25 protein-coding genes and 1 pseudogene are annotated in these 26,509 nt (G+C 41.4%); 19 read left to right on the plus strand and 7 right to left on the minus strand.

Going from position 1 to position 26,509, the window contains the following annotated elements; genetic code table 11:
- The first annotated feature begins 63 nt into the window (after window positions 1-63).
- The 5 genes from MUO14_RS14350 to MUO14_RS14370 all read left to right on the plus strand — a co-directional run bounded on the left by MUO14_RS14350 (window position 64) and on the right by MUO14_RS14370 (window position 5,082).
- Window positions 64-621: a beta-class carbonic anhydrase gene (locus tag MUO14_RS14350; RefSeq protein WP_244751331.1), complete on the plus strand. Its 558-nt coding sequence runs from the start codon at window positions 64-66 to the stop codon at window positions 619-621.
- A 244-nt stretch (window positions 622-865) separates the two neighbouring features.
- Entirely contained in the window at window positions 866-1,480 is a 615-nt protein-coding gene (locus tag MUO14_RS14355; protein WP_244751332.1) for a TetR/AcrR family transcriptional regulator, read from the plus strand.
- Window positions 1,481-1,530: 50 nt separating this feature from the next.
- Window positions 1,531-2,988 (plus strand): DHA2 family efflux MFS transporter permease subunit, encoded by a 1,458-nt coding sequence (locus MUO14_RS14360; protein ID WP_244751333.1) that lies wholly within the window; start codon window positions 1,531-1,533, stop codon window positions 2,986-2,988.
- Between the two features lie 212 nt (window positions 2,989-3,200).
- On the plus strand, window positions 3,201-4,613 hold the full coding sequence (locus MUO14_RS14365; RefSeq protein ID WP_244751334.1) for a glycoside hydrolase family 18 protein: 1,413 nt from the start codon (window positions 3,201-3,203) through the stop codon (window positions 4,611-4,613).
- 181 nt (window positions 4,614-4,794) lie between these two features.
- The gene (locus tag MUO14_RS14370; protein WP_244755602.1) at window positions 4,795-5,082 is read left to right on the plus strand and encodes a YesK family protein; all 288 of its coding nucleotides are present in this window, start codon (window positions 4,795-4,797) and stop codon (window positions 5,080-5,082) included.
- A 349-nt stretch (window positions 5,083-5,431) separates the two neighbouring features.
- On the opposite strand, the gene MUO14_RS14375 is transcribed toward MUO14_RS14370, so the two are convergent.
- The gene (locus MUO14_RS14375; RefSeq protein ID WP_244751335.1) at window positions 5,432-6,421 is read right to left on the minus strand and encodes a TIGR00341 family protein; all 990 of its coding nucleotides are present in this window, start codon (window positions 6,419-6,421) and stop codon (window positions 5,432-5,434) included.
- A gap of 409 nt (window positions 6,422-6,830) precedes the next feature.
- A complete protein-coding gene (locus MUO14_RS14380) occupies window positions 6,831-8,324 on the minus strand; it encodes a glycine betaine uptake BCCT transporter (protein WP_244751336.1) in 1,494 nt (497 codons plus the stop codon).
- A gap of 226 nt (window positions 8,325-8,550) precedes the next feature.
- Between MUO14_RS14380 and MUO14_RS14385 the strand changes: the two genes are divergently transcribed.
- Window positions 8,551-9,498 (plus strand): NAD(P)/FAD-dependent oxidoreductase, encoded by a 948-nt coding sequence (locus MUO14_RS14385; RefSeq protein ID WP_244751337.1) that lies wholly within the window; start codon window positions 8,551-8,553, stop codon window positions 9,496-9,498.
- Window positions 9,499-9,539: 41 nt separating this feature from the next.
- Here the strand turns inward: MUO14_RS14385 and MUO14_RS14390 are convergent, their stop codons facing one another.
- A complete protein-coding gene (locus MUO14_RS14390) occupies window positions 9,540-9,845 on the minus strand; it encodes a hypothetical protein (RefSeq protein ID WP_244751338.1) in 306 nt (101 codons plus the stop codon).
- 272 nt (window positions 9,846-10,117) lie between these two features.
- On the opposite strand from MUO14_RS14390, the gene nagE reads away from it, so the two are divergent.
- Genes nagE through MUO14_RS14415 form a run of 5 tightly spaced genes read left to right on the plus strand, consistent with a single transcriptional unit; the run spans window position 10,118 to window position 15,491 of the window.
- The gene (nagE, locus tag MUO14_RS14395) at window positions 10,118-12,046 is read left to right on the plus strand and encodes an N-acetylglucosamine-specific PTS transporter subunit IIBC (protein WP_244751339.1); all 1,929 of its coding nucleotides are present in this window, start codon (window positions 10,118-10,120) and stop codon (window positions 12,044-12,046) included.
- Between the two features lie 55 nt (window positions 12,047-12,101).
- Complete coding sequence (nagA, locus tag MUO14_RS14400) at window positions 12,102-13,286, plus strand: N-acetylglucosamine-6-phosphate deacetylase (protein WP_244751340.1); 1,185 nt, start codon at window positions 12,102-12,104, stop codon at window positions 13,284-13,286.
- The gene (gene nagB, locus MUO14_RS14405; RefSeq protein ID WP_244751341.1) at window positions 13,283-14,008 is read left to right on the plus strand and encodes a glucosamine-6-phosphate deaminase; all 726 of its coding nucleotides are present in this window, start codon (window positions 13,283-13,285) and stop codon (window positions 14,006-14,008) included. The genes nagA and nagB overlap by 4 nt, the downstream gene beginning before the upstream one ends.
- 22 nt (window positions 14,009-14,030) lie before the next feature.
- The gene (gene phnF / locus MUO14_RS14410) at window positions 14,031-14,756 is read left to right on the plus strand and encodes a phosphonate metabolism transcriptional regulator PhnF (protein WP_244751342.1); all 726 of its coding nucleotides are present in this window, start codon (window positions 14,031-14,033) and stop codon (window positions 14,754-14,756) included.
- 12 nt (window positions 14,757-14,768) lie between these two features.
- Entirely contained in the window at window positions 14,769-15,491 is a 723-nt protein-coding gene (locus MUO14_RS14415) for a sugar isomerase domain-containing protein (protein ID WP_244751343.1), read from the plus strand.
- A gap of 114 nt (window positions 15,492-15,605) precedes the next feature.
- Here the strand turns inward: MUO14_RS14415 and MUO14_RS14420 are convergent, their stop codons facing one another.
- Window positions 15,606-16,430: an AraC family transcriptional regulator gene (locus MUO14_RS14420; RefSeq protein WP_244751344.1), complete on the minus strand. Its 825-nt coding sequence runs from the start codon at window positions 16,428-16,430 to the stop codon at window positions 15,606-15,608.
- Between the two features lie 115 nt (window positions 16,431-16,545).
- On the opposite strand from MUO14_RS14420, the gene MUO14_RS14425 reads away from it, so the two are divergent.
- From MUO14_RS14425 to MUO14_RS14435, 3 genes are read left to right on the plus strand one after another with little or no spacing between them, the layout of a single operon-like run.
- The gene (locus MUO14_RS14425) at window positions 16,546-17,724 is read left to right on the plus strand and encodes an MFS transporter (protein WP_244751345.1); all 1,179 of its coding nucleotides are present in this window, start codon (window positions 16,546-16,548) and stop codon (window positions 17,722-17,724) included.
- 58 nt (window positions 17,725-17,782) lie between these two features.
- Window positions 17,783-17,989 carry a hypothetical protein gene (locus MUO14_RS14430; protein ID WP_244751346.1) on the plus strand — a complete coding sequence of 69 codons (207 nt, stop codon included), beginning with the start codon at window positions 17,783-17,785 and terminating at the stop codon, window positions 17,987-17,989.
- 17 nt (window positions 17,990-18,006) lie between these two features.
- Window positions 18,007-18,309 (plus strand): hypothetical protein, encoded by a 303-nt coding sequence (locus tag MUO14_RS14435; RefSeq protein WP_244751347.1) that lies wholly within the window; start codon window positions 18,007-18,009, stop codon window positions 18,307-18,309.
- A 97-nt stretch (window positions 18,310-18,406) separates the two neighbouring features.
- On the opposite strand, the gene MUO14_RS14440 is transcribed toward MUO14_RS14435, so the two are convergent.
- Both MUO14_RS14440 and MUO14_RS14445 read right to left on the minus strand, forming a co-directional pair.
- Window positions 18,407-19,276: an alpha/beta fold hydrolase gene (locus MUO14_RS14440; protein WP_244751348.1), complete on the minus strand. Its 870-nt coding sequence runs from the start codon at window positions 19,274-19,276 to the stop codon at window positions 18,407-18,409.
- Window positions 19,277-19,405: 129 nt separating this feature from the next.
- A pseudogene (locus tag MUO14_RS14445) lies at window positions 19,406-20,127 on the minus strand (Bax inhibitor-1/YccA family protein).
- A gap of 158 nt (window positions 20,128-20,285) precedes the next feature.
- Here MUO14_RS14445 and MUO14_RS14450 point away from each other — a divergent pair.
- The 3 genes from MUO14_RS14450 (at window position 20,286) to MUO14_RS14460 (ending at window position 23,476) form a co-directional block, all read left to right on the plus strand.
- Window positions 20,286-20,711: a pyridoxamine 5'-phosphate oxidase family protein gene (locus MUO14_RS14450; protein ID WP_244751349.1), complete on the plus strand. Its 426-nt coding sequence runs from the start codon at window positions 20,286-20,288 to the stop codon at window positions 20,709-20,711.
- Window positions 20,712-21,497: 786 nt separating this feature from the next.
- On the plus strand, window positions 21,498-21,941 hold the full coding sequence (locus MUO14_RS14455; protein ID WP_244751350.1) for a GNAT family N-acetyltransferase: 444 nt from the start codon (window positions 21,498-21,500) through the stop codon (window positions 21,939-21,941).
- 80 nt (window positions 21,942-22,021) lie between these two features.
- Window positions 22,022-23,476, plus strand: a complete 1,455-nt coding sequence (locus tag MUO14_RS14460; RefSeq protein WP_244751351.1) for an aldehyde dehydrogenase family protein — start codon at window positions 22,022-22,024, stop codon at window positions 23,474-23,476.
- Between the two features lie 45 nt (window positions 23,477-23,521).
- On the opposite strand, the gene MUO14_RS14465 is transcribed toward MUO14_RS14460, so the two are convergent.
- A complete protein-coding gene (locus tag MUO14_RS14465; protein ID WP_244751352.1) occupies window positions 23,522-24,694 on the minus strand; it encodes a pyridoxal phosphate-dependent aminotransferase in 1,173 nt (390 codons plus the stop codon).
- Window positions 24,695-24,837: 143 nt separating this feature from the next.
- Here MUO14_RS14465 and MUO14_RS14470 point away from each other — a divergent pair, with 143 nt between their 5' ends.
- Together MUO14_RS14470 and MUO14_RS14475 are read left to right on the plus strand one after the other, a co-directional pair.
- A complete protein-coding gene (locus tag MUO14_RS14470; RefSeq protein ID WP_244751353.1) occupies window positions 24,838-26,169 on the plus strand; it encodes an FAD-dependent oxidoreductase in 1,332 nt (443 codons plus the stop codon).
- 60 nt (window positions 26,170-26,229) lie between these two features.
- Window positions 26,230-26,433: a zinc ribbon domain-containing protein gene (locus tag MUO14_RS14475; RefSeq protein WP_244751354.1), complete on the plus strand. Its 204-nt coding sequence runs from the start codon at window positions 26,230-26,232 to the stop codon at window positions 26,431-26,433.
- Window positions 26,434-26,509: the final 76 nt, after the last annotated feature.

Raw genomic sequence — 26,509 nt, forward strand, 5'->3', positions numbered from 1 at the left:
AAGTTTTCTCTTTTTTGATACAATGAAATAATTCTATATTATTATGAAAAAGGAGTGCATCACATGTCAGTAATGGAATCTATATTGGCCTACAACAAACAGTTTGTGGAAAACAAAGAATATGAAAGATATGAAACAACAAAATTTCCGGATAAAAAAATTGTGATCTTGACTTGCATGGATACAAGACTCTTGGAACTGCTTCCTCGTGCAATGAATTTGAACAATGGTGATGCAAAAGTTATTAAAAATGCGGGTGCCATTATCTCTGATCGTTTTGGAAACACGATGAGAAGCATTATTGTAGCGCTGTATGAATTACAAGCTGATGAGGTCGCTGTGATCGGACATTACGGCTGCGGTATGACTGGATTAAAGTCCGAACCTATTGTTGAAAAAGCTTTGAAACAAGGAATGGATCCTTCCAGGCTAGATGATTTAAAATATGATGGCGTGGATGTGGAAAAGTGGCTTCAAGGTTTTGAGGATGTTGAAGAGAATGTACGTAACAGTGTTGATATCATTCGTCGTCACCCGTTTCTACCCGCCGACACGCCGGTCCACGGCCTTGCCATCTCCCCTGAAACGGGAGAACTCACCGTTGTGGAGAAAGCTGAATAGCCATAAATAAAATCTTAAAGTAAAGGGTGTCTGTTTCCAGCGTGCTAAAGCGCAGGGGAGCAGGCACCCTTTTGTATGGAATGTTCGTTGTAAGAGGCTGGAGGCTATGAAGAAGGGGAAAGGGATTGATGTTGATGAGGGTGAAAACAGTTATTATTGTTGACATGTGACACAGTGTCATTTATAGTTGTTCTTGTTCTTATATGACAGGTTGTCACCTTTTAATGGATTGGGGGAAGAGAAAATGCCCAAACAAACGTTTTTTAACTTAAAGGAAGAAAAAAGACAAACGTTAATCGATGCAGCTAAAAAGGAGTTTTCAAGGGTGTCATTATATGATGCCTCTATTTCAAATATCCTTAAAACATCAGGTATACCAAGGGGGAGCTTCTACCAATACTTTGAGGATAAGGAAGATATTTTCTTCTATTTATTAAATGAAGACGCTAAAGATAGACATGAACATTTCGTTTCTTATTTAAAGAACTATGATGGTGACTTATTTGAAACGATGAAAGGGTTATTTCAATCTGCCCTCGAACACTCCCAAGAGAGAGGAAAAAATGACTTTATTAGGAATGCCATTTTAAATATGAACTACAAGATTGAAAATACATTTGCTAAGGTTTTGAACGAGGAAACATTTAGTAATAGATATATGGAAGTTTATCATTTAGTTAACACCAAAAACCTGAACATTTCAAGTGAGCGAGAGCTATTTCATGTTTTGCAAATAATTGTGGCTGTGACCATGCATAATCTTGTTCATAGTTTTGCGAGGGACTTACCTATAGAAACAGCAGTGAAAAACTATACGACAGAGTTGGATTTGCTCAAGAAGGGACTCTGCAAGTACTGATTTTAGAAGAGAATAAATTGGAAATTAACAATAAAGAAAGAAGGAAGAGTATGGTCAACAATAACAATCAAGCACAGTCAGGAGAAACCATCAATAAAATACCACTAATGCTTGTGTTAATTTCAGGGGCTTTTGCCGCTATATTGAATCAGACTCTTTTAGCGACAGCTTTACCCCATATTATGGCTGACTTGAATTTAGAAGCTAACACTGCCCAGTGGCTAACGTCTATTTTTATGCTGGTAAATGGAATTATGATCCCGATCACAGCGTTTTTGATCGGTCGTTTTACGACGAGAGCATTGTTTCTAACAGCAATGGGGCTTTTTGGTGTAGGAACTATTATTTGTGCCATTGCACCAACTTTCTCCCTATTGATGGTAGGGAGGATTATTCAAGCAGCGGGTGCCGGTATCATCATGCCATTGATGCAAACCATCTTGTTTCTCATTTTTCCAGTTGAAAAAAGAGGGACAGCGATGGGGATGTTCGGTCTGGTTATTGCCTTCGCTCCCGCAATAGGTCCAACTTTATCAGGGTGGCTTGTAGAACAGTTTCCGTGGAGAAGTCTATTTTATGTAATTTTACCTATCGTCATCATTGATTTCATTCTAGCCTATATCCTTCTTAAAAATGTGACGGAACGGACATTTCCAAAACTTGATATTTTGTCCATCATTCTATCTTCGTTAGGATTTGGTGGTTTACTATATGGATTTAGCACTGCGGGTAGTAGTGGTTGGGATAGTCAACAGGTGATTATCTCCATGGTCGTTGGTGCCCTTGCCTTGACATGGTTTATCCTTCGACAGATGAAATTAAAACAACCAATCCTTGAATTCAGGGTATTTAAGTATAAAATGTTTACGTTAACTACGGCCCTTGGTATGGTGGTATTTATTGCTATGATCGGCGCAGCAACGGTTCTACCGTTGCTTATGCAGAATATGCTTGGGTTCACAGCATTTGAATCAGGGTTGGCGCTATTACCAGGAGCGCTTTTAATGGGGGTTATGAACCCGGTAACTGGCCGTCTATTTGATAAATTTGGGGCAAAGTGGCTTGCGATTATCGGGTTAGCTATCTTAACCATTACAACATTCATGTTTACCAATCTAACAGCTCAGACCACTTTTACCTATATAGCGGTGGTCAACGCGGTCAGGATGCTTGGTGTGGCAATGGTGATGATGCCCGTAACCACAGCCGGGTTAAATCAGCTGCCACAGCGTTTAATCCCACATGGAACAGCAATGAACAATACGATGCGCCAAGTATCAGGGGCAGTGGGAACGGCCTTGCTTGTAACGGTGATGGTCAATAATACATTGCCAGAGCAAGGTGTAAATGGACTGGTACATGGTGTAAATATTTCATTTATCGTAGCAGGTATTACCTCGATTATTGGTCTCGTATTATCGTTCTTCATTAAACGTTCACGTCCAGAAGAAGATGATCCCGATCAAATTAAGTCACAAGTAAACAACCGGACAGTTACCGAAAGCTAACGAGTCAATCCTATCGTTATTTTCATAAAGAGCGCTGATTCATAGCTATGAATCAGCGCTCTTTTTACATTTTCTAAATAGAACCTGTGGGAAATATGAGTGATAATGGGCATAATTAACCATTAATTGGAATGATTCTCTCTCCATTCAAAATAAAACAGGCATTCTATGAATACCATGATATATAGATAATGCTGAGAGGGAGAGGTTACATGCAAATTCATGTCGTTCAAAAAGGTGAAGCGTTATGGAGTATAGCGCAAATATACGGTTCCAACATTAACCAAATTATATTAGCCAATCAGCTTGAGAATCCTAACATTCTTGTAGTCGGGCAGGCGCTTGTTGTTCCAGATCCTAGCCGAGAATATGTTGTGCAGCCAGGTGATAATTTGTGGTCCATTGCTCAAATGTACGGTGTCTCCATCGAACAGCTGATTGAAGTCAACAATATTGCCAATCCTTCATTGATCTATGTTGGTGGGTTGTTAGAACTTCCTTATTTTCCACATCGTATTCAACCGGGAGATACACTCTGGGGACTCGCACAACGTTATGGCACAACGGTCGACCAGATTATTCGAGCCAATAATATTACAAATGCTTCTTTAATTTATTCTGGGAGTATCCTAAGAATTCCCGCTCCTGCTAAGCCCGTGGCAGAAGTTAATGCCTATACAACCCAGTTGAATGCCCAAGGAACGCAAGAAGTAATGGCTTTAGGGGCGAATTTAACGTATCTTTCTCCATTTTTGTACACTATTGAGGAAGACGGCAGCATAACAGAACTGCAGGATCTCTCTATTTTAGAAGCCGCAAAAGCCAACAATATCGCTCCGCTACTTGTACTCACAAACTTCTCAGCAGGCACCTTTAGTTCCGACTTGGCCGCTTCTATTTTACGAGATCCAGACTTGCAAGAGACACTAATTACTAACTTAATAGAAAAAATTAAGACGAAAGGTTATGCGGGGATAAATTTTGACTTTGAATATGTCTACTCAGAAGACCGAGAAAACTACAATGCATTTCTCCGAAGAGTTGTTACTCGCTTTCGCCCTCAAGGTTTACTGGTCTCAACAGCCCTTGCTCCTAAGGATAGTGCTGATCAGGAGGGGCTGCTTTATGAAGCACATGACTACCAAGCCCACGGGGAGATCGTTGACTTTGTTGTACTCATGACCTATGAATGGGGGTGGGCAGGCGGTCGGCCATGGGCGATTGCCCCGATAAACGAAGTCCGTGAAGTCCTCGATTATGCCGTAACGGTGATTCCTCGCAGCAAAATTCTAATGGGGATTCCGCTGTATGGGCGAGTTTGGGAAATTCCGTGGGTTGAAGGAACAACGGCTCGAACCATCAGTCCTAAAGAAGCTGTTCAGCTAGCTGCAAGGTACGGTGTCGCCATCCAGTATAATAAGCAATACCAATCTCCCTTCTTTCGCTACGTGGGCGAAAATGGACAGAGATATGAAGTGTGGTTTGAAGACGCACGCAGCGTTGAGGCAAAATATGAGACGATAAAAAGTTACGGTCTGAGAGGGGCCGCCTTTTGGTCGCTAGGCAATCCATTTCCGCAAAATTGGGCTGTCCTCCAAGACAACTTCCAAATCAGAAAATTGTAAGGACACATATACTAATACCCCTGCTATATTTAGCACGCTTCAATAATCGGACGACATTCAAAAAATAGGATCGTGTCTTTCCTTGAAATATTTTACATGGTATGGCGATTGAATTAAGGTAATAATAAGATACTTTGTAAGAGTTGTTGCATTAAGGGAGGGGTGTATAGATCGGGTGAGTATGAACTTATTTACGTTCATTGGTGCAGTGATCACAATGTTTATAATTGTATTGAGCGTCGTTGCAAGACGAAAAAACTCTGAAACTAAATCTAAACGATTTACTGCCATGGTAGTAAAAACAAGCCTAGCTATCTTTTCGTTAGCTATTATCATTATTATTACTAGTGTATTTATGGGCGGTTTTGGTGGAATGGGGTTAAGTTTATTGGGTTTTTCTGTCATTACTGGGACTGTGGTAGGGACGTTTGTAGGTGGAATAATCATCGCTACTGGTCATAGACGATAGCATAAATGAGAACATTACGGGGGAGATACATTGCTCAAAAATTGTAGAATGATTTTAGCAATAGCTGATTTTCAAGTTAGAGTCTAAATTTTGAGTCGATGCCATACTTGATGTTATTTTAAAGGGCACTTGTGCTAGCGATTGGAGTGCCGAACCTCAAAAGACTCAAAACGATTTTGGGGTACATAAACATTATGCTTCGGTATTTGTTTTTCCGTTTCCCTACAGTGGTTCCTATTAAATTAAAAGGTTGGCGCCTTAAATCATCTATCATCTTCCATTAAATTCGATGGGATAAGGCGCACTTGATTGAGGGACCTGAGCTCCATCATCAGAAGCATGGGGAAAACTAAAATTGTATTAATACAACAGTAGCAATCAATATTAAACCGATTATTCCGGTGAATAATAATGAATTCATACGTGATGTATTCGCGTCTTGGATTTCTGCCCAGTTAACTGGTTTAATGCCGCTAAGCCAAAAAACTAAAATGGCTGCTAACAGAATGGCGTTGATATTAATGACTAGTAATAAGAAGGGCATGACAGCATTTTGCCATTGAGCAGCACCAAGCATCATTCCGAGTACAACGGTTGGAGGCAATACGGCTAAGGAGACCATTACTCCAACTAATTGCCCCTGTGATCGTTTAACAAAAGATAAAGCCCCGGCGGCTCCAGCTGAAATAGCAACAATAAGATCTATAATTTGTACATTGGTTTGAGAGATGAATTCATTGCTATGAAACGGTAACGGAAATAGAAATCCGAACGATGCAGCAATTGCTAGGGGAATGAAAAGGCCAAACATTGCAGTTGTTATCGATTGACGTACGAGTTTTTGTTCACCGAGAACAGACGCAAATGAAATACCTATGATCGGTCTGATCGATGGGTCAATGATATTAGCTCCTATCACTAGGGCTGGGCTGTTTTGGGTTATACCAACAGCAGCGACAAGTGCGGCAAATGCCGTAAACCAGGTAAAGCTGACGTCAATTTTACTCGATGTATGAACAATGGAATATAACTCGTGCTTGCTGGCTCTTTCAAATTCCTCCTGATCATCACTAGGGGTGTTCTTTTCACTATACTTACTAGGTATATAAGCTTTTACTGAGTAAAGCATAGCGTCAAACTCGCTATCTTCATCATAAGCAGCTTTTTCTAAGTAATTCAAAATTTTTTCGGCATCCTCTTTTTCAACAAGAATTCGAATGTGCAGGTCATTATCTTTTTCGTGGGATATCCAGTACGAAATGAATGAGAATTTCTCCAAAAGGCCATTTTGATAGCTGAAATCTTCCGGTGCATATACCTCGATTAATTGCAGTTCCATAGTTATCCCTCAATATCCCCTTGTGACTGTACCCATTATTCTAACCGTATTTTTTCGTTATCATTCTTCAAGTGGAAAGGATGTGGATTCATAAATAATCTCAGAAAAACTCTAGGATAGGCTTTCTGAGATTATTTTAGTTCCCCTTTATTCTAGGGGGGTAATAGGATTTTAGCGTATTCTATAACTGCAATTGGCGAGGAAGCCAGCAATTATTGAGCCACCAAAGTTCTCCGAATAAATTCCCCATCAATGATTAGCGCTGGAAAAATCTTTGAAATAAAGAAACCTTCATTGTTAGGATCGCTATGGCATGACACCCACACCTGTTAAAAACAATGAAATTGAAAATGGCTATGGAATCTGTCCCTGGTTGTATAAAGAACCGGAAACAAGCCCCATAGCCATTTCATTCATCGCTTGTTTGGATTTCCTGTTTATCCTTTCTCAAAGCTTTATAAAAAGAGAATACCATTAGCAGCATGATAAATGAGAAAGGGAACGCTGCTGAAATTAATGCATTCTGTAAGGCTTGGAGACCTCCAGTATATAAAAGTACAGCAGCAATGGCTGATTGAGCAATCCCCCATGCGAACTTGACCATTTTTGGCGGGTTTAGCGAACCGTTTGTCGTTTGCATCCCCAATACAAAGGTGGCTGAATCGGCTGATGTGATAAAAAAAGTTCCGATCAGCATGATAGCTAGAATGGATAAGATTACACTGAAAGGGAACTGATCAAATACCCCGAACAACGCTTGTTCATCAGGAAGGCTAGCAATTTCTGCCCCCTCATTCTGTACCTGAATGCCTGTTACTCCGAATGTAGTCATCCACAAAAAACTGACGACAGAAGGGACGATAAGAACCCCTGACAGGAACTCCCGTATGCTGCGCCCTTTTGATATGCGCGCAATGAAGATTCCAACAAAAGGGGCCCAGGCGATCCACCAAGCCCAGAAGAAGACAGTCCAATCCAAAACCCATTGTTGTTCTTCCGAATTATTTGGAGATATGCGTAAACTCTCAGAGGGAAGACGTTGAATATACGTACCAAGAGTATCGGTAAATGAATTTAGAATGTAAAGGGTTGGGCCTATGAACAACATTGCAAAGAACAGGATAGCAGCTAGTGCCATGTTGGCATTACTTAAGTATTTAATTCCCTTACTTAGTCCTGTGTAAGCAGAAATCATAAATAACGCGGTCACCACTAGGATAATTATGAGTTGAACCCAAAATTGATTTTCGATCCCAAACAGGTACGTGAAACCGCCATTGATTTGGGTTGCGCCAAACCCGAGGGTAGTAGCCACTCCGACAATGGTTGCAAATACCGCCACGACATCAATAGTCTTTCCCCATGGACCGATCATTTTATTACCAAAAAGCGGTTCGAGTGTAGCACTGATTAATCCCGGTTTTCCATGGCGGAATTTAAAGTAAGCGAGAACTAAAGCGACAATGGCATAGATGGCCCATGCGTGAACCCCGTAATGGAAAAAGGTAATACGCAATGAATCCTCAAGTGCTGCCCTTGTCCCTGGCTCAGCGACTGGAGGGGTTTCAATATAGTGGGATACTGGAGAAGCAACACCGTAAAAAACAAGCCCAATCCCCATACCTGCACTAAACAGCATGGCAAACCATGTGGGATAGCGGAAATCAGGCTTATCGTCTGGCTTCCCTAGTTTAATTTTTCCATACGGACTGAAGATCATATATAAACAAAAAAGGACAAACAGTGAAACGATTAATAAATAATACCAGCCAAAGTTAATGGATATGTAACTCTGAATTGTACTTGACATGCTTTCGAAGCTTTTAGGAGCTAAAGAGCCCCAAAGGGAAGCAACTAATGTGATAGCCAACGTAATCCAAAAAACCGAAGTGACCTTTTTCATTTCTATCCCCTTTCTGAATCCTCCCCTAAAAGGTGGAATTCTTTGGTTCGTTTGCGGGTACCAATGATAGTATTTCTGAAATAAAAGGTTCTATACAGCATAGCGCGAATCATAAATAGCCCCTTTTCTATAAATTGCGCGGCAAGGAAAGGTCGGGGTAAATAGGATAGAACCCGCTTCAATGAACAAAACTAGCAAAAGAGTCCGAAAAGGGAGGAGATGAGCAATGACTGCACCTATGTATGATGTTGTTGTAGTGGGGGGAGGTCCTGGAGGTTTGAGCGCTGCACTTGTACTAGGGCGTTCACGTAGAAAGGTAGTCGTAATTGATGAAGGCAATCCTCGCAATGGTGTAACGCTTAAAACACATGGTTATCTCACAAGAGATGGTATTAAACCACAGGAACTACGGAACATTGCCAAACAGCAATTAACGGAATATAGCAACGTTTCGTGTATCGAGGACGTGGTTGAGAAGGTGGAGCAACGAGATCACATATTTAAGATATGGACTCTAAAAGGGAACATGTTTCTAAGCAGGAGAGTGATTATGGCCACTGGGATGGTAGAAGAACTGCCTGACATACCAGGAATACGAGAGGTCTACGGAAAGTCCGTTTTCCCGTGTCCATACTGCGATGGATGGGAGCGACGGGACGACCCCCTAGCTGTGTTTGGTGGGGAAGCAAATGCAGTGGATTTTACAAAATTAATTTATAATTGGAGTAAAGACCTTATCGTATTTACGAATGGTTTTCCACGCTTTGATGACTGTCAGAAACAAGAACTTATCGACTATAATATTCTTGTTATAGAAACTCCAATAACAAAACTTCAATCAAACAGTGGGAAGTTAGAGAAGGTCATAGTGCAGAGCGGGGAAGTGTTTCAAAGAACAGGTGGATTTCTCGTGAATACGGGAGAAAAACAAGCCTCTCCTATTCCAATGAACCTTGGAATTCAGAAAAATGAGCGGGGTGGATATGAATCGGACGGCCATGGACTGACAAGTGTGAAAGGGCTATATGTTATTGGTGATGCCAAAAATGCCTTCGTTGGGATAGCTGGTGCTGCAGGGGAGGGGTATGAAGCGGGGGTCGTGATTAACCATGAGCTTGTGCTGGAAGATTGGAATAATCAATCAGACAAAAAAGAAAACGAACCCAGATTGTAATCACTGGGTTCGTCGCAGAGACAATGTTACACATATGGATGTTATTCTTCCTTATCGCCCGATCCTTTATGTCTACCTTCCTTTTTACTAAACTTGTTTTTAGCACCTTTGTAAAATTTTCCTGGCGCCTCAGAAGTTTTCCCAATCGCATCATTTGCTTTTCCGGCGGTTCCTTTTAAGATTCTTCCTGAAGAATCAACCGTTTTTCCAACAAGTCCTCCTTCTCCAGAAACAGACTTGATGATCTTCCCTGACGTATCCACAGTATGGCCAAACAAGTCTGTGGCTTCTTGGGAAGTCTTTTTGAAAAGGTTATCGTCTTTCCTGTTATTCCTTTCTTCGCTCATAGAAGTATCTCTCCTTTCCAGCCAAGTCGGCTTCTATAAATACGTATGTACAGCTTTTTGAAACATGACACTTTATCGGTAAATATGCTCGTCCTTGTCATGTGAGGATCTAATTATGAGATATTGACACATCGAGTGTCGGAATGTATAAAATTTTACGGAAAGGATTATAGAATTGTTACTTATTGGTATAGACAACTATATGTTCAGATGATACAGTGTTTGTATGAAGCGTTTTCATACCATTTTTAATATAAAGAGGTGGACTTACAATGTTGAACTTTTTACAGCGAATTGGTAAATCATTAATGTTTCCAATTGCAACCTTGCCAGCGGCTGCGCTTCTCGTGCGCCTTGGTATGGAGGACATGCTTGATATTCCGTTTGTTACGGCAGCGGGTAATGGAATCTTAACCAACCTTTCCATGATCTTTGCAATAGGTATCGCTATGGGATTTGCAAAGGATGGAAACGGAGCGGCTGCCCTTGCAGGTGCAGTTGGGGTTTTAGTCCTTGAAGGCGGTATCGGAGCGATAAATGAAGAGATTAACATGGGGGTATTTTCCGGAATTATCGCCGGTGTTATTGCCGGCATGTTATATAATCGTTTTCATGATGTGAAGTTTCCAGAATTTCTATCGTTCTTTGGGGGAAAAAGATTCGTCCCGATTATAACGTCTTTAGTTATGGTTGCTCTTTCTTTTGTGTTTGGGTATTTATGGGTGTACCCGCAAAATGTACTTGATGCAACGGCGAACTGGATCTTAAATGCTGGTGAACTTGGTGTTGGTGTCTATGGAGTTCTGAACCGCTTATTTATTCCGGTAGGACTTCACCACGTGATGAATACATTAATTTGGTTTGATTTTGGTACTTTTACAACCGAATCAGGAGAAGTCGTTAAAGGTGAAATCAACCGTTTCTTAAATGGAGATCCTGAAGCAGGTCATTTCTTGGCAGGATTTTTCCCTGTTATGATGTTTGGTTTGCCAGCTGCCTGTCTAGCGATGTATGCAGCGGCTAAAAAACACCGTAAAGCAGCTGTCGGCGGAATGTTACTAAGTATTGCTCTAACAGCATTCTTGACAGGTGTGACTGAGCCGATTGAATTTACCTTTATGTTCTTATCACCACTGCTTTACTTGGTCCACGCCTTATTGACAGGTGTATCTATGGTAGCAGCTTATATGCTGGATATACGGCACGGTTTTGGCTTCTCAGCAGGACTGATCGATTATTCGCTAAACTACAGTATTGCCGAGAATCCATTCATGTTAATTATAATAGGGCTGGTTTTAGGTGCTATCTATTTTGTTGTTTTCTACTTCCTGATTATTAAGCTTGATTTGAAAACACCAGGGAGAGAAGATGAAGATGAAGATTTCGTAGAAGAAACACAAGAAGTGGGTCAGCCTGGAGGAGCGTCTAATGATTATGAGGCAAAAGCCTATCAATATCTTGAAGCTCTCGGTGGACCTGAGAATATTAAAACACTGGATTATTGTACAACGAGACTTCGTTTACAAATGTCCGATCGTGACAAAGTGAATGAAACAGCGTTGAAGCGATACGGAGCACGTGGAGTAATGAAAGTCGGGAAGCAGAACTTGCAAGTCATCGTAGGAACAACGGTTGAATTTTTGGCGGATGCGATGAGAAGAAGAATGGAACAAGGCAATGAAGCCCCACCCGAAGCTGTGAATAAGGAAGAATCACGAGCAGAAGCTTCCTATAGCAGCCGTCAGCTCACTGAGACTGATTTTGTTATGCCAAACACAGGTCTCGTTATGCCGCTTGAGGATGTACCGGACGAAGTGTTTGCACAGAAGATGATGGGCCCAGGTTTTGCCATTGACCCTGAAGGTGACACGTTCACTTCACCTATTAACGGAAAGGTTGTTCAAGTGTTTCCAACCAAACATGCGATTGGTTTAGAGACTGAAGGCGGATTGGAAATTCTTATTCACATTGGTCTTGATACAGTACAGCTTAAAGGTGAAGGTTTTGAAACGCTTGTTGAAGCCGATCAACCAATCAAGCAAGGGGATCCGCTTATACGTGTAGATCTTGATTTAGTGAAAGGGAAAGCTCCCTCCGTTGTTACTCCAGTCATTTTTACGAATTTAGAAAATGAAACAGTCCATCTTCTGAAACAGGGGAGACAGCAAAAAGGTGAAACGGGGATTATTACAGTTCACTAATATCAGGGAGAAGCTTATTCGCTTCTCCCTGAACTACTGACAAAGGAGTGGAACGATGTCCGAAACTATTGAATTTACAAATATAATGATTATAACGGAAACCAAATCCATTGAATCTGGTTGTTTACAGGTGAAAAATGGAAAGATCATTGCTATATCCGATCACCCCATTGGAGGAGCTGATTCAGTTATTGATGGGAAAGGCGAAAGCTGGACGCTCGTTCCAGGTTTTATTGATGTCCATATCCATGGGGCGGATGGGTATGATGTGATGGACGCAAGTAACGAGGCGCTTGCAGGCATGGCGGATCGTTTACCTGAAGAAGGCACAACGAGTTTTTTGGCCACAACGATGACACAATCAAAACAAAATATCTCCCGTGCAGTAAGAACAGTCGGGGAATATATGAAACAACAAAAAGCGGCAGGGCAAGCTGAAATTCTTGGTGTTCACTTAGAGGGACCATTTATTTCACAAGAAAAAGCGGGTGCCCAGCCATTAGAACACATTGTTCCCTCTTCTATTGAGCAGTTTGCACAATGGCATGAAGAGAGTGGCGATAACATCAGGCTTGTAACATTAGCTCCTGAATCCCAAGGCGGGATAGATTTGATTAAATATTTAAGTGCGAAAGGAATTGTTGCGTCCATTGGGCACAGCCAAGCTACCTTTGACCAAGTAACCGAGGCTGTACAAGCAGGAGCAAGGCATGTCACTCATTTGTACAATCAAATGAGCGGATTGCATCATCGTGAACCAGGGATCGTTGGCGCAGCTTTTTTAAATGAAAAATTAATGGTGGAAATGATTGTTGATCACGTTCACGCACGACCAGAAGCGGTGCAACTTGCCTATCACCATACTAAGGCTGATCGAACGATTTTGATTACAGATGCGATGAGAGCGAAGTGTCTCCCCGAGGGTACGTATGATCTTGGCGGGCAGAATGTGAACGTGGAAGGAAATGAAGCTCGTTTACCTGATGGTACATTAGCAGGGAGTATTTTGACATTGGAACAGGCTGTATCCAATATGAAGCAAAATAATGACATAAGCATGGAAGAACTGGTCCGTATGACTTCAACGAACGCCGCCAACCAATTAGGGATCGGGCACCGAAAAGGAATCATTGCTGAAGGAAAAGATGCCGATTTAGTTATATTAGATGAAAATCTTAGTGTAGTGATGACAGTCTGCCGTGGGGTAGTAACACATGATCACAGGAGGGATACAACATGAAGGTCATCGTAACGAAAGATTATAATGACTTAAGTAAGAAAGCTTGTGAATATATTGAAAGTCAAGTGAACAGAAAGCCGGATTCTGTACTTGGTTTAGCAACAGGAGGGACGCCCCTCGGTACGTATAGGGAATTAATTGAAGGGTATAGAAGCAGGTCTGTTAATTATCATCAAGCCTACTCGCTTAATTTGGATGAATATGTTGGATTGGACAAATCGCATCCTCAAAGCTATCATTTCTTTATGAGTAACCATTTATTCGATTCGATTAATATCGATCCTGATCATACGTTTATTCCTAATGGTAAAACGAATGATCTTGTGCATGAGTGTGAGCGCTATGAACGGTTAATTGAAGAAATAGGACCGCCTGATTTACAGTTGCTTGGGATCGGTCAAAATGGACATATCGGCTTTAATGAACCCGGTACTCCTTTTGGTCGTGAAACACACCTCATAGATTTAGCTGAATCAACAAGAAAAGCTAATGCCAGGTTTTTTCCTTCGATTGATGATGTCCCTAAACAAGCGATCACGATGGGGATCAAGTCCATTTTAAAAAGTAAGAAGATCGTACTGTTAGCTTCAGGAGAAGAAAAGGCTGAAGCCATAAAGTGCTTGCTGGAAGATGAACCGAATGAGGGGTTTCCGGCTTCTGCATTAAAAGATCATGATGATGTGACGTTAATTGTTGATGAACAAGCTTATAAGGATGCTTGAGCTTTGAGAGGAGACATTTTTTATGATAGATAAACAGTCACCACTCCCGATTTATTATCAAATTGAAGAAGATATTAAACAGCGAATAGCCGATGATGAATATCGTCCAGGAGACATGATTTCATCTGAACGAGAGCTGTCTGAAACCTATGAAGTGAGCCGAATGACAGTGAGACAAGCAATTACAAATATGGTGAACGAAGGTGTTTTGTTTAGGGAAAAAGGGAGAGGGACGTTTGTTGCAGATAAAAAAATTGAACAGCCTCTCCAAGGGATGACAAGCTTCACTGAAGATATGAAGTCAAGAGGGATGGACGCGAGCAGCAAATTGTTGATTTTTGAACAGATAACGGCTCCCTTTGATATTGCCCGCAAATTACAAATTGATGAACAAGCAGATGTATATAAAATACAAAGGATTCGCTATGCTGATCAGAAACCGATGGCGGTTGAAACGACCTTTATTCCCGTTGCTATGCTTCCCGGGCTAAGTGAACGTGTTGTTCAAGGGTCGCTCTATGATTATATTGAAAAGACGAAGAAACTGCAGATTGGGAAGGCGAGTCAAATGATTGAAGCAACAACTGCTGATCAGAATCAGTCTTCCTTGCTAGAAGTACCTCCTTTGTCTGCCATTTTGTATATTGAACGAAACAGTTTCTTAACAGATGGAACACCTTTTGAAGTTGTTAAATCATCCTATCGAGCCGACCGTTACAAATTTATTAGTGATATTTATCGTGCTTAAGGAGAGGATTTCGTGGACTATTTATCGAAGGTGGCTGAACAACTCAAGAGCCTCCAAGCATCGACAAGTGGACAGCTTACGTCTATTGGCGGGTTGATTGCTGAACAGCTTAGACAAGGAGGGATTATCCACCTGTTTGGTTGTGGACATTCCAGCTTGCTTGCCCAGGAGCCTTTCTACAGGGCTGGTGGGCTGGTGCCTGTTCGACCGATCACAATTGAGCCTCTTATGCTTCATCAAGGGGCTGTTCAGTCAAGTATAAAGGAGAAAACAGTTGATTTCGTAAATGACTATTTGCTTGAAGAGGATATCCGGGAAGGTGATGTATTGATTGTTATATCGACTTCAGGTCGTAATCCTGCCCCTATTGATGTTGCTTTATTTGGTCAAAAAAAAGGGGCTTACGTGATCGGCTTGATGTCAAAAAAGTATGCCTCGTCACAACCATCCAGACATCCTTCAGGGAAGAGATTAGAGCAAGTAGTTGATGTGGTTATCGATACTCAAGTGTCTGTTGGGGATTCAATGATAGAAAAAGAGGGCATTGCTCAGGCATTTGCACCTGCTTCATCTGTGATTGGGACAGCCCTCATTCAGGCTTTATTTGCAAAAACCATTGTATGCTTCAAAGAGTTAGGGGAAGCCCCGCCGATTTTCTTGAGTGGTAACATAGACGGTGTCGAACAGCACAACCAATCACTCGTTGAAAAATACAAAGACAGGATTAAATTCTAACACTAATTTCCTTTTTATGTATGATCTGAGGTGGATTTTACTTCCAGCTCAGGTCATACATAAATTTCCAAAAGCCACCCCCAGGTCTATGCATAGACCTGGGGGTGGCTTTTGTTAGAATTTGATTTCTCTAGCAGCAGTTTTGATATACTCTCTTGGTGTACAATGATTAAATTTTTTAAAGGCGCGATTAAAAGTACTGAGGGATTGATAGCCGATGTCAAAAGCTGTTTGCGTAATGCTTTGACCACTTAACAAATATACTTTAGCTTTTTCTAATCGAACCAAGTGTAAGTAATCAATGGGGGATTGCCCAGTTTCCTTCGAGAAGCAGCGATGAAGGTGGTATTTGCTAACATTTAATCCTAAAGCCATTTGTTCAAGAGTGAGTGGTTTATCGTAATAGGCTTGAATGTAATCCAGTACTCCTTTCACCATCTCTCCCTGAATGTTTGGTATAGCCTTCTCCCTCCAGCGTTCTGAATGATTTCCGGAGGTGTAATCAAGAAAAGTATGAGCAAACTGCTCTTCTAAATTAATGGCGGCTGTGACACCATCTTGAGCAGCTATTTGATACATCTTTTTAACTTCTTGTAGCAATCCACTTGAAGTAGGCTGCTTTGTATAAAAGGCGATATCATCAATGATAAGACCAGTTTCTCTCTCATAAGCCCTTCGCAAAATCTCCTCACTGACACTAATTAATAGAATTTCCTTTCGAAGGTTGGTGGCCTCATGCTGGTGAGAATCTAATGGCGGAACTAATAACCCCTCATGTCCAGCAAGCAACAGAGGTTTCTCGTTGTGATGTGTTAAAAGATCCCCGTTGAGAGGAACGCTTAACTGAAAGTGATCGTGTGTATGTACTTCGTCTGCCTCTCCATTCTGTAAGTCAAAATGAATAAACCCCGTATGGACCAAATCAAGTCTCATTTCCATGTTCGTCACCACCTTAGCAAGATTCGCCTATAAAAGGAGCAAGAATTGAAAAGTATATCCGGCCCCAATTTATTATGATCAATCTATTCTAAAAAATGGGGGAGTCGTTCATGCCATGCTTCGTTACTTGAAAAATGTTCAACCCATTGTTTGGATTCAAACAGTTGGTCATGCCATTATAGCATTAATATCGGTGATTCTGCTGCCATTTTTAACGTTACATATGTATAACGAATTTGATGGTAATCTCGTTCTTACTACACTAATTATTGGTGTGCAGCCACTGAGTGAGATTCTGCTTACAGTTACACTCGGGAAATGGGCAGATTCGCTGGGGAGGCGTCCTATTATTCTCACTTCACTCAGCTTGCAATTCATTGCCGTTGCGGGTTTTGCATTTGCAGAAACAGTATGGATGTTTGCTGTCCTTGGTGTACTAAACGCCTTCGGACGATTCATTTATATTCCGGTGTCACGAGCACAAATTGCAGATTTGGTTCATTTGGAAAAACAAGCTGAAACGTTTGCGATATTAGGAATGGCCGAGAGCTTGGGTTCCTTATTGGCCCCGGCTCTTGGGGCGTTGTTCTTCCAAGTATCGAGGAGCTACTTGTTCCTGTTTGCGGCGGGGCTCTTGTTTCTATACTTATTGCTATGTATAAAATATCTTCCAGAGTCAAATGGTGAGGGTAGACAACGGACCCTAGATACAGAGACTATTGATTTTGATGAAAAAAGGAACAGTCTTCTATTAATGTTGATGATGGGAAGTGCTCTGCCGATCAGTTTTTTTCATTCACAAATGGAAACCAATTGGCCGATCTACTTAGAAGCATATTTTGTCAACTACCTTATGATCTTTGCCTTGCTTGAAACAGTGGGGCGTGTGGTTTATCTGTTTCTGGAAGTGGTGGTCGTAAATCGAACAAGCAAATTTAGGATCGAGAAAGTAGTCGTTTCAGGCTATATCTTATATGCCATGGCCGCACTCATTTTCGGATTAGCACACCACATTATTGCGCTGGTTGTAGCACAGATCCTTTTATGTCTAGCATCAATGATTAGCTTAAACCACTTACAAGGAACGATTAGCAAACTGGCTCCGGTTAACGGGAGAGCGAGATATTTTGCGATATTCGGCACTCACTGGGATATTTCACGATCAATTGGACCGTTTATTGGTGGGTGGCTGCTCTCTCAAATGGGAGGTGGCGGGCTATTTTTGACTGTCATGACCTTAATATTAGCAGGAGGATGGAGTCAGTATAGGGCATTACTAAAAATACAATTGTAGGAAAGTTTTGTATAATAGAGGGGTCTTACATATTTTAAAAAGAGCAGGAGGAAGGTTGATGTATTCAAATGCAGTGATGAAAAGAATTCGCTCAGCTTTAGGTAGAGAAGCTTCACCAGCTACAGATAGTTACATTGCATCTTTAACAAAGGTGGAAGCCATGGATTTATATCTTCAAGACTATGGTGAAGAAATTTCCCCGTCTGAAATTAGAAGAGTAATTCTTGAGATATTTAGGATTAATTTAGAGGGATATCTGGTTTAGAAAGAGATAGAATTTCGTTGTATTCTAAAGGCCAATGGATGACTCAACAGCCCACTGATTTATTTGTTGTTTCCACTGGGCCTGAGGATATTGATGTGAAAATATATCCTAGCGAGTATTTTATAAGGAAAACTGGCTTAACAGCAATTCCATACGAGCTTGAGAAAAAGTTAAAGTCGTTAGGATATCAAGAGGATCAGAAACAGAAGGGCGCCCTCTACTATTATAATCCAACTCACACCGCTGTAACTAATTCATTCAAAAAACAAACCATGGGCGCCATAGCAGAAACCGTCCAGAAAAACTATCACAATCTATAACTCCCATTTCATGGATGACCTGAGGTGGATTTTATTTCCACCTCAGGTCATCCAGATAATCCCAAATTAAACAGCACCTCTCGTTTAGAGGTGCTGTTTAATGGCCGTGGTTGCTTTGGATGTTCCAGAGGAATTGTGCTATCGCTTGGTCTACTTCGGCAAATTCATGTAAACCGGAGTGAGTCGCGGCTTCATTGAAGAAGGTTCTTTCCTGATAATTTACAGGTGGGATAATATGGCTAAGCCCCAGTGCGCTTTGCTTGGAAACGAGACCATCCCATTGTTTGGTGGGAGCAGCTTCTTGATTAATCACGCCTGCAATAGCTAACACACCCACCTTTGGGCTGATTTTTCCCTTATTCTCAATCATGGATGTTAACGCATTAGCATCTACTTTTAAATCGACCGTGGCTGCCCCGGTATTTGTAGCAAAATAAGTTTCTTGCTCAATTCCTAGAAATGGACTGCCGATGGTGACTAGTTTATTCACTGTAGGAAAACTTCCACGTTGGTTATTTAATAAGAAGCTTGTTGAAGCAAGACCTCCCATAGAGTGGCCGACAAGATTAACCTGGTTGATCCCATAGTCCTCTTTTAACGTCCACATTACCTTCTGCAACCAATATGTTTGAGATTTTATACTTGCGCGGTCATTTTCAAAAAGAACTTGAATAAACGGATTCATCGTGTAGGGGATGCTTCCACGAACTTGTACATTGCCCGAGGAAGATACGTGTACGACCATCTGCTTAGTTCCCCAATTGTTTTCTTCAAACCGTTCAAGCAAGGTATTGAATGTACCAGGGCCACCTTTAAATCCGTGGATAAAAACGGTCGGTGTCATCTGGGTGGTATCCTCAGAACGCGTAGGTGTTGAGTTAAGAAAAAAGAGGGAACTACCTAGCAGAAAGAATAAGATGGGGATAAAAATATATTTTTTTTGACGGTAGAAAAAAGGATTGAGCATAACTTGCCTCCTGATTGTGTTCTCTCTTCAGTTTAACATATTTTCATAATTAATATTACATTTACATTACAAATGTTACAAAATTAATATGAACAAAGAATCAGTTCCTTTTAAAGGAACTGATTCTTATTATCTTCTTAATTTCTGTAATAATCGCAGAATTTCGATATATAACCAAACGAGTGTAATCATTAACCCGAAAGCTCCATACCATTCCATGTGCTTAGGAGCCCCTCTATCGACGCCTCTTTCAATAAAATCAAAATCAAGCACAAGGTTTAATGCCGCAATCGCAACGATAATTAAACTAATTCCAATCCCGATCGGGCCACTTGAGTGAAGGTAAGGGACGCTCGCCTGGAAAAATATATTTAAAACAAAATTAACGATGTAGACGAGGAATATACCAAGTGTGGCCGAGATGACCATTAATCTAAAGTTCTTCGTTACCTTGATCACCCTCGTAGCATAAAGAAAGAGCAATGCGCCCATAACAGCAAAGGTGAGTGAAGCTGCCTGAATGACAACGCCTGGATAATTAGCTTCAGCAAAGGAAGAAATACCTCCAATAAAAAAACCCTCAAGTGTCGCATAAATAGGTGCAGTAACGGGGCTGCTTTTGGGATGAAGATCGTGATTAAGGCAAAAATTAACCCTCCGATTGCTCCAATGATCATCATGAGATTGACATTTACCCCTTGTGAAAATTGGTACCATGTGTAAAGTGCTGAGCCTAGTAGGAAAAGAAACAGAAAGAAGGTTTTGGCAACTGTTCCCCCAAGGGACATCGTGGCGCCAGTATTAGATCTTTGAAAAGCCTTATCTTTTAAAACGGGATTTCCACTTCGCATGATGCTGTCACTCCTTTTCTTAATTATATATGTTAGAAGGTGTAGAAAAAAGCAAAAGCAAACATACAGTTTGAATAGTAAATGCGTTTAGACATGTTTATCAATTCATTGGTACAGGAATACTACCTAAGAAGTTCCCAATGGAAAGGAGAATACCATTGAATCAACGAGAGCTTAAGGAAAAAATTTTTGACATAATGAAGCAGCATCGTGTAGGTACACTTGCTACAGTAAAAAATGGCAAACCACATTCAAGATTTATGACTTTTTCAAATGATGACGAATTTACTTTTTACACGCCAACGAATAAAGAAACACACAAAACAGAGGAAATTGAGTCTAATCCTAATGTTCATATCTTGATTGGATATGAAGGAGAGGGGTTTGGTGACGTATACCTCGAAGTGGAAGGTCAAGCAAAAATACGTGATGACCAAAAAATGAAGGATTCGCTATGGAATAATCATATGGAGCGCTGGTTTTCAGGGAAAGATGACCCGGAATATATTGTACTTGAAATTTACCCGGAGAATATTCGGCTAATGAATAGTGATACTGATACGCCAGAAAGATTAGATTTATGAACGTGAAAGAGCTGCCGGCATAAAAGCTGGCAGCTCTTTTAGTTGGAAAATGCCTTTTATCATCATTTGCTGTAGAAACGAGGGTCCTTTGAGCTGCTAACAGTGACGATCGTTAACTTGTCATTATGTTATGGGTCAATAACCCGTCACATAAAAAATTCAGTACACGTAAAATGCTGTATTCTTTCTTAAGCTTATTTAGCAAGTCATGCTACAATAAGCCTGACTTTTATATTAGAGGATGTTCACAAAGTCACCAAATGATAAAAGGGAATTTCTTCGTTACTCGGTTTTTCCGGTCCTCACGTAGGAGAGGCATACGCTGTGGCCCTCAAAACTTTCGCGCCTCGGACTTCTTGTTTCTCATTCGTCACCTTGAACACACACTATTACGTATTTTCTTTTACTTGTATCAATTTCATAATTTAAGCCCCTTCTGCCCCAAGAGATTCAAAACGCAAAAAAGGAAGTACCTCCCCAAATCTAGTCAAGTAGGAAATTTGAAATCATTTTTATTAGGTAAGGGCAGTGATCTGGAAGACTCCATCTCGAGATAGGTTTCCGTTTCCTTGGATAGAGAAGGAGGTCCGGGAAATCACTGAAGTCACTGAAAAACATCTCCTAAATAAAGGGAATTAAAAAAGACAAAAGAAAAAACCTCCAGATTTGGTATAATGGTATCGCCGAACACCACAACACAAAAAGGAGGCTTTTCTTATGCTCACTTCTTTAAGGAGGTAAAGAGTTTTTGTATAGTAGAAGTATCATGCACCGAGGAGAATGATTATGAAATGGGTAGAAAAAACATTTGACCAGTTAACAACGAATGAGTTATATACCCTTTTAGAGCATAGAACGGATGTTTTTGTAGTGGAGCAAAATTGCCCGTACAAAGAGGTAGATGGACGTGACGATGAATGCGTACATATTTGGCTTGAGGATGATGGTGAAATGCTCGCTTATTGCCGGATTCTCCCACCGCAAACCAGTGACGAATACGATGCAATCGGTCGTGTTCTCGTTACGAAGAAGGCACGCGGCAAGGGGTATGCGAGAGATATAATGAATAAAGCAATTGATAAGCTGAAGCAAAGAAGGGACGTTGAGAAGATCTCATTGCACGGACAGGAACATTTACGCTACTTTTATGCATCATTTGGTTTTGAAGAAATATCTGAGGTTTATCTCGAAGATGACATTCCACATGTAGATATGTTGATGAAGTTGTAGTAGTTAGATGATGTTTGACTAGGGTTATTAGGTGGAATAGGTACCCTTGTATAACGATTTACAACATGGAGGGTGCTCACATGAGTCCACAAACATTTACAAAACAATATATTAATGGGGAATGGAAGACTGGTTCCAGTGAAAAAACAGTCGAAAACGTGAACCCTTATACAAATCAAACGATCGCAAGCATCCAGTCTGCCAACGAGCAAGACTTGGATGAAGCTTATAAAGCTGCTGAGGCAGCACAGAAAGATTGGCAAAAGCTTACACCTGGTAAGAAGCAGGCTTACTTTGATGCTCTACTTAAGGCTATGACTAAACGTAAGGATGAAATTGTTGATTGGTTGGTCAAAGAATCTGGAAGTACGCTCATCAAAGCGGAAGTTGAGTTTCAATCAGCGTATGGCATACTACGAGAATCCGCCTCATTCCCAACTCGAATGGAGGGTCAAATTTTGCCATCAAATATACCGGAAAAGGAAAACCGTGTTTATCGTTCTCCTAAGGGAGTGATCGGTGTGATTGGACCATGGAACTTCCCGTTTCATTTAGCGATGAGATCCGTGGCCCCTGCGATTGCAACAGGCAATGCGGTTGTCGTCAAACCTGCATCAAGTACACCCGCTACGGCAGGCTTGCTTCTTGCTGACCTGTTTGAAGAAGCTGGATTTCCTAAAGGGGTAATCAATGCCGTCGTTGGTCGAGGCTCTGAAATTGGGGATGCATTTGTTGCGCACCCTGTACCAAAGCTTATTTCATTTACCGGTTCTACTGAAGTAGGCAGTCATATCGGAGAACTTGCGGGAAAGCATATCAAAGATACAGCCCTTGAGTTAGGGGGGAATAATGCCATGCTCGTTCTTGAGGATGCCGACGTTGAAAAAGCAGTTCAGGCTGCTGCTTTCGGCAAGTTTTTACACCAGGGTCAAATTTGTATTGCCTTAAACCGTATCGTTGTTCATGAGTCTGTTCATGATCAATTTGTGGAAGCATTGAAGCAGAAAGTCGAGGGATTGCAGTCTGGTGATCCTGCTGAAATACAAACCGTTGTAGGCCCGCTCATTAATCAGGAGGCGTCCGAACGAATCCAAAACGATATAGGTGAGAGCATAGAGCAAGGCGCAACGAAACTTGTTGGTGGAGAGGTGTCAGGTAATCTGATGCAGCCTACCCTGTTAACAAACGTAACGAATGAGATGCCGATTGCTAAAAACGAAATCTTCGGTCCTGTAGCTGCAGTTATTAAAGTTACTAGTGAAGAGGAAGCCATTGAAGTGGCGAATGATTCACCATATGGCTTAGGTGGTTCCGTGTTCACTAAAGATGTCCACCGTGGTGTTGAGGTAGCGAAACAAATCGAAACGGGTATGATTCACGTCAATGATCAATCTGTAAACGATGAAGGTCACGTCGCCTTTGGTGGGGAAAAACAGTCTGGTTTAGGACGCTTTGGGGGAGCCTTTGCGATTGATAAATTTACGACAGTCAAAACGATTGGAGTTATGAATGGTTATCGCGAATTCCCATTCTAATAGAGAATAAACGGGAGTCAGGGCACTATTCGCCCTGACTCTTATTCATTGTCGGAATTGTTTAAAGCGCTGAACGGACTCACGAAGGTCTTCTTCAGAATTGTTTAAACCGATTCGGACATATCCTTCTCCGTAAGCACCGAAGCCTACTCCTGGAGCAACGAATAAGCCAACTTGTTCAAGCAGTGCGTCCGCAAAGGATTGTGATGTATAACCTTCAGGGACCTTTAGCCATACGAAGAAAGAACCTTTACATGGCATAAGTTCCCAGCCTATTTCTTCAAAACCTTCTATTAAAATATTCCTTCTTAATTCATACGTTTCACGCAACTCTTTTACCGACTCTTGGGAGTCAAGCAGAGCTGTGGCCGTAGCTTCTTGAACCGCTCCGAACAAACTTACATAATAATGGTCTTGGATTTTCTCAAGTGCCTCAACCACACTCGGATTACCAACAGCGAAAGCGACACGCCACCCCGCCATATTATACGTTTTTGACATCGTATAGATTTCGATACCGACGTCTTTTGCCCCGGGCACCTGCATAAAGCTGAGCGGTTTTTTATGCTCATCGAATCCAATTGCCCCATAAGCAAAGTCATGGACGACACATATATTATGCTGGTCAGCGAACTCAATTGTTTCTTTGAAGAATTCTTCAGACGCGACAGCACCTGTTGGGTTATTAGGATAATTTAAAAACATCAACTTGGCTTTTTCTAATGTTTCTTTATCTAGTGCGTTATAATCCGGTAAAAAGCTATTTTCCTGGAGAAGTGGCAGGGACTTCATCACTGCATCTGCTATCGCCACCCCGGACCAATAATCAGGATAGCCTGGGTCAGGAACGAGCGCAACATCGTCTGGGTTCAAGAAACATTGACTGAGCTCGACAAGACCGGCTTTGCTCCCGAACATGATCGCCACTTCAGATGAAGGGTCAAGCGTCACGTTATATTCTCGTTTATAAAATTGAGCCGCCGCTTCTTTCAGATAATCGAATCCCTGGAATGGCGAATATTTATGATAGACAGGGTCTTCGGCGGCTTTTTGTAATGATTGAACGATGTGGTCTGGTGTGGGCTGGTCAGGATTGCCTTGGCCAAGATTAATGACATCGTGGCCTTTTTGTTGATATGTATTTAACTTCTTAACGAGTTCAGCAAAAAATTGATCGGGTAGTCTCTTTAGGGTTTCAGATTGAGGGAAGTTTTTCATGTGGTCACACCTTTTTATAATATTTTTTGAAAAATTCTAATAAGTTATCTTAACGCGGGAGTGTTGATTTGTAAAGTGAACTTGAATTTGTTGGACTTGTAGTAGGTATAATAAGAGAAGAAGCTTTGAAGGGACGTGTAAGAATGAAGTTTATCATTATCGGCGGGGATGCTGCCGGCATGAGTGCTGCTATGCAAATGGTTCGAAATAGTAAAGGTAATGAAATTGTTACTCTTGAACGTGGGGAGATTTATTCATATGGCCAATGCGGCTTGCCTTACGTTTTTGGAGGAGAAGTTGATTCGTTTAATGATTTAATTGCACGGACACCCGAGACATTTCGTGACAAATACGGGATTGACGCGCGCTTGCTGCATGAAGTTACAAAAGTGGATTGTGATCACAAGATTGTCTATGGCATTGATCATGGCAGTGGTGAAAAGTTTGAGGAGTCCTATGATCGTTTACTAATTGCTACGGGAGCAGATCCGGTACTCCCTCCATGGGAAGGAAAGAATCTGTCTGGAATTCACCCGTTAAAAACGATTCCCGATGCAAAGGCGATCATGGATGATTTGCAGGAAGATGTGCATCAGGTGTCCATCATCGGCGGTGGCTATATCGGTCTTGAAATGGCAGAAAATTTAGCTGCTATTGGTAAAAAAGTAAGGATGATCGATCGTGGGGATCGTTTAGGTAAAATTTTTGACGAGGACATGAGTGAATTGATTCATAAGGAAGCTGAAAGGCAGGGGGTAGAACTCGTTCTTAATGAATCAGTTGAAGGGTTTAATGGGAAAGACAGGGTAGCAAGTGTCATCACGGACGAGGGAGAGTACGAGACGGACCTTGTTTTAGCTGCTGTTGGTGTCGCTCCGAATACATCATTTCTAAACGGAACGGGAATTTATACGAGTTATAATCAGGCGATCGAGGTCAATGCGTTTATGGAAACGAGTATTATGGATATTTACGCAGCTGGGGATTGTGCCACACAATTTCACCGTGTTAAACAGCGTCCGGACTATGTACCGCTTGGGACCCACGCAAATAAACAAGGGAGAGTTGCTGGGTTAAATATGATTGATAAACGGCGAGTTTTTCGTGGGATCGTAGGTACGTCTATTCTGAAATTTTTTGAGCTGACACTTGCTCGGACAGGTTTGTCATCTCGTGAGGCAGAAGAAGAGCATTTTCCTTACCAAACTGTTTCGATTGAATCGACACATGAGGCGGGATATTACTCAAAAGATAACCCGATGACGTTGAAATTGATATACGATGAGCAGTCACGGCAGTTGCTAGGGGGTCAAATCATCGGACGACAAGGCGTGGATAAACGGATTGATGTGCTGGCCACAGCCATTTATCACAACATGACTGTAGATGAGCTTATTGATCTCGATCTCTCCTATTCTCCTCCTTATAACAGTGTATGGGATCCGATCCAGCAAGCGGCTCGCCGGGCAAAGTGAAACCTTTAATGATGTGTGACCGTATAAAAGGGGACTGAATATTGAAAGGGTGAGTGAGTAATGGGTGAACAAGGATGTATGAAATGCGGCAGTACAGAAGCCGGGACGAAGGATGTATCGATGACAGGCTCAGGTCTATCAAAAATGCTTGATGTACAAAATAACAAGTTTACCGTTGTTTATTGTAAGAATTGTGGTTATTCAGAGTTTTACAATACTCAAGCTTCAAAAGGAAGTAATATTTTTGATTTGTTCTTTGGGTAAATATGAAGTACCTGTTGGCTCTTAGTGCATTTTTTCTGTAAAACCCTCCATACCCATGATGGTACAATAAATGTGA

The sequence above is a fragment of the Halobacillus shinanisalinarum genome (assembly GCF_022919835.1).
Lineage (GTDB): Bacteria > Bacillota > Bacilli > Bacillales > Halobacillaceae > Halobacillus_A > Halobacillus_A shinanisalinarum.

What these genes read in the sequence shown, in the direction of transcription:
- MUO14_RS14350 (WP_244751331.1), top strand. Translation starts at nt 64, where the DNA reads ATGTCAGTAATGGAATCTATATTGGCCTACAACAAACAGTTTGTGGAA.
- MUO14_RS14355 (WP_244751332.1), top strand. Translation starts at nt 866, where the DNA reads ATGCCCAAACAAACGTTTTTTAACTTAAAGGAAGAAAAAAGACAAACG.
- MUO14_RS14360 (WP_244751333.1), top strand. Translation starts at nt 1,531, where the DNA reads ATGGTCAACAATAACAATCAAGCACAGTCAGGAGAAACCATCAATAAA.
- MUO14_RS14365 (WP_244751334.1), top strand. Translation starts at nt 3,201, where the DNA reads ATGCAAATTCATGTCGTTCAAAAAGGTGAAGCGTTATGGAGTATAGCG.
- MUO14_RS14370 (WP_244755602.1), top strand. Translation starts at nt 4,795, where the DNA reads ATGAACTTATTTACGTTCATTGGTGCAGTGATCACAATGTTTATAATT.
- MUO14_RS14375 (WP_244751335.1), bottom strand. Translation starts at nt 6,421, where the DNA reads ATGGAACTGCAATTAATCGAGGTATATGCACCGGAAGATTTCAGCTAT.
- MUO14_RS14380 (WP_244751336.1), bottom strand. Translation starts at nt 8,324, where the DNA reads ATGAAAAAGGTCACTTCGGTTTTTTGGATTACGTTGGCTATCACATTA.
- MUO14_RS14385 (WP_244751337.1), top strand. Translation starts at nt 8,551, where the DNA reads ATGACTGCACCTATGTATGATGTTGTTGTAGTGGGGGGAGGTCCTGGA.
- MUO14_RS14390 (WP_244751338.1), bottom strand. Translation starts at nt 9,845, where the DNA reads ATGAGCGAAGAAAGGAATAACAGGAAAGACGATAACCTTTTCAAAAAG.
- nagE (WP_244751339.1), top strand. Translation starts at nt 10,118, where the DNA reads ATGTTGAACTTTTTACAGCGAATTGGTAAATCATTAATGTTTCCAATT.
- nagA (WP_244751340.1), top strand. Translation starts at nt 12,102, where the DNA reads ATGTCCGAAACTATTGAATTTACAAATATAATGATTATAACGGAAACC.
- nagB (WP_244751341.1), top strand. Translation starts at nt 13,283, where the DNA reads ATGAAGGTCATCGTAACGAAAGATTATAATGACTTAAGTAAGAAAGCT.
- phnF (WP_244751342.1), top strand. Translation starts at nt 14,031, where the DNA reads ATGATAGATAAACAGTCACCACTCCCGATTTATTATCAAATTGAAGAA.
- MUO14_RS14420 (WP_244751344.1), bottom strand. Translation starts at nt 16,430, where the DNA reads ATGGAAATGAGACTTGATTTGGTCCATACGGGGTTTATTCATTTTGAC.
- MUO14_RS14425 (WP_244751345.1), top strand. Translation starts at nt 16,546, where the DNA reads ATGCTTCGTTACTTGAAAAATGTTCAACCCATTGTTTGGATTCAAACA.
- MUO14_RS14430 (WP_244751346.1), top strand. Translation starts at nt 17,783, where the DNA reads ATGTATTCAAATGCAGTGATGAAAAGAATTCGCTCAGCTTTAGGTAGA.
- MUO14_RS14440 (WP_244751348.1), bottom strand. Translation starts at nt 19,276, where the DNA reads ATGCTCAATCCTTTTTTCTACCGTCAAAAAAAATATATTTTTATCCCC.
- MUO14_RS14455 (WP_244751350.1), top strand. Translation starts at nt 21,498, where the DNA reads ATGAAATGGGTAGAAAAAACATTTGACCAGTTAACAACGAATGAGTTA.
- MUO14_RS14460 (WP_244751351.1), top strand. Translation starts at nt 22,022, where the DNA reads ATGAGTCCACAAACATTTACAAAACAATATATTAATGGGGAATGGAAG.
- MUO14_RS14465 (WP_244751352.1), bottom strand. Translation starts at nt 24,694, where the DNA reads ATGAAAAACTTCCCTCAATCTGAAACCCTAAAGAGACTACCCGATCAA.
- MUO14_RS14470 (WP_244751353.1), top strand. Translation starts at nt 24,838, where the DNA reads ATGAAGTTTATCATTATCGGCGGGGATGCTGCCGGCATGAGTGCTGCT.
- MUO14_RS14475 (WP_244751354.1), top strand. Translation starts at nt 26,230, where the DNA reads ATGGGTGAACAAGGATGTATGAAATGCGGCAGTACAGAAGCCGGGACG.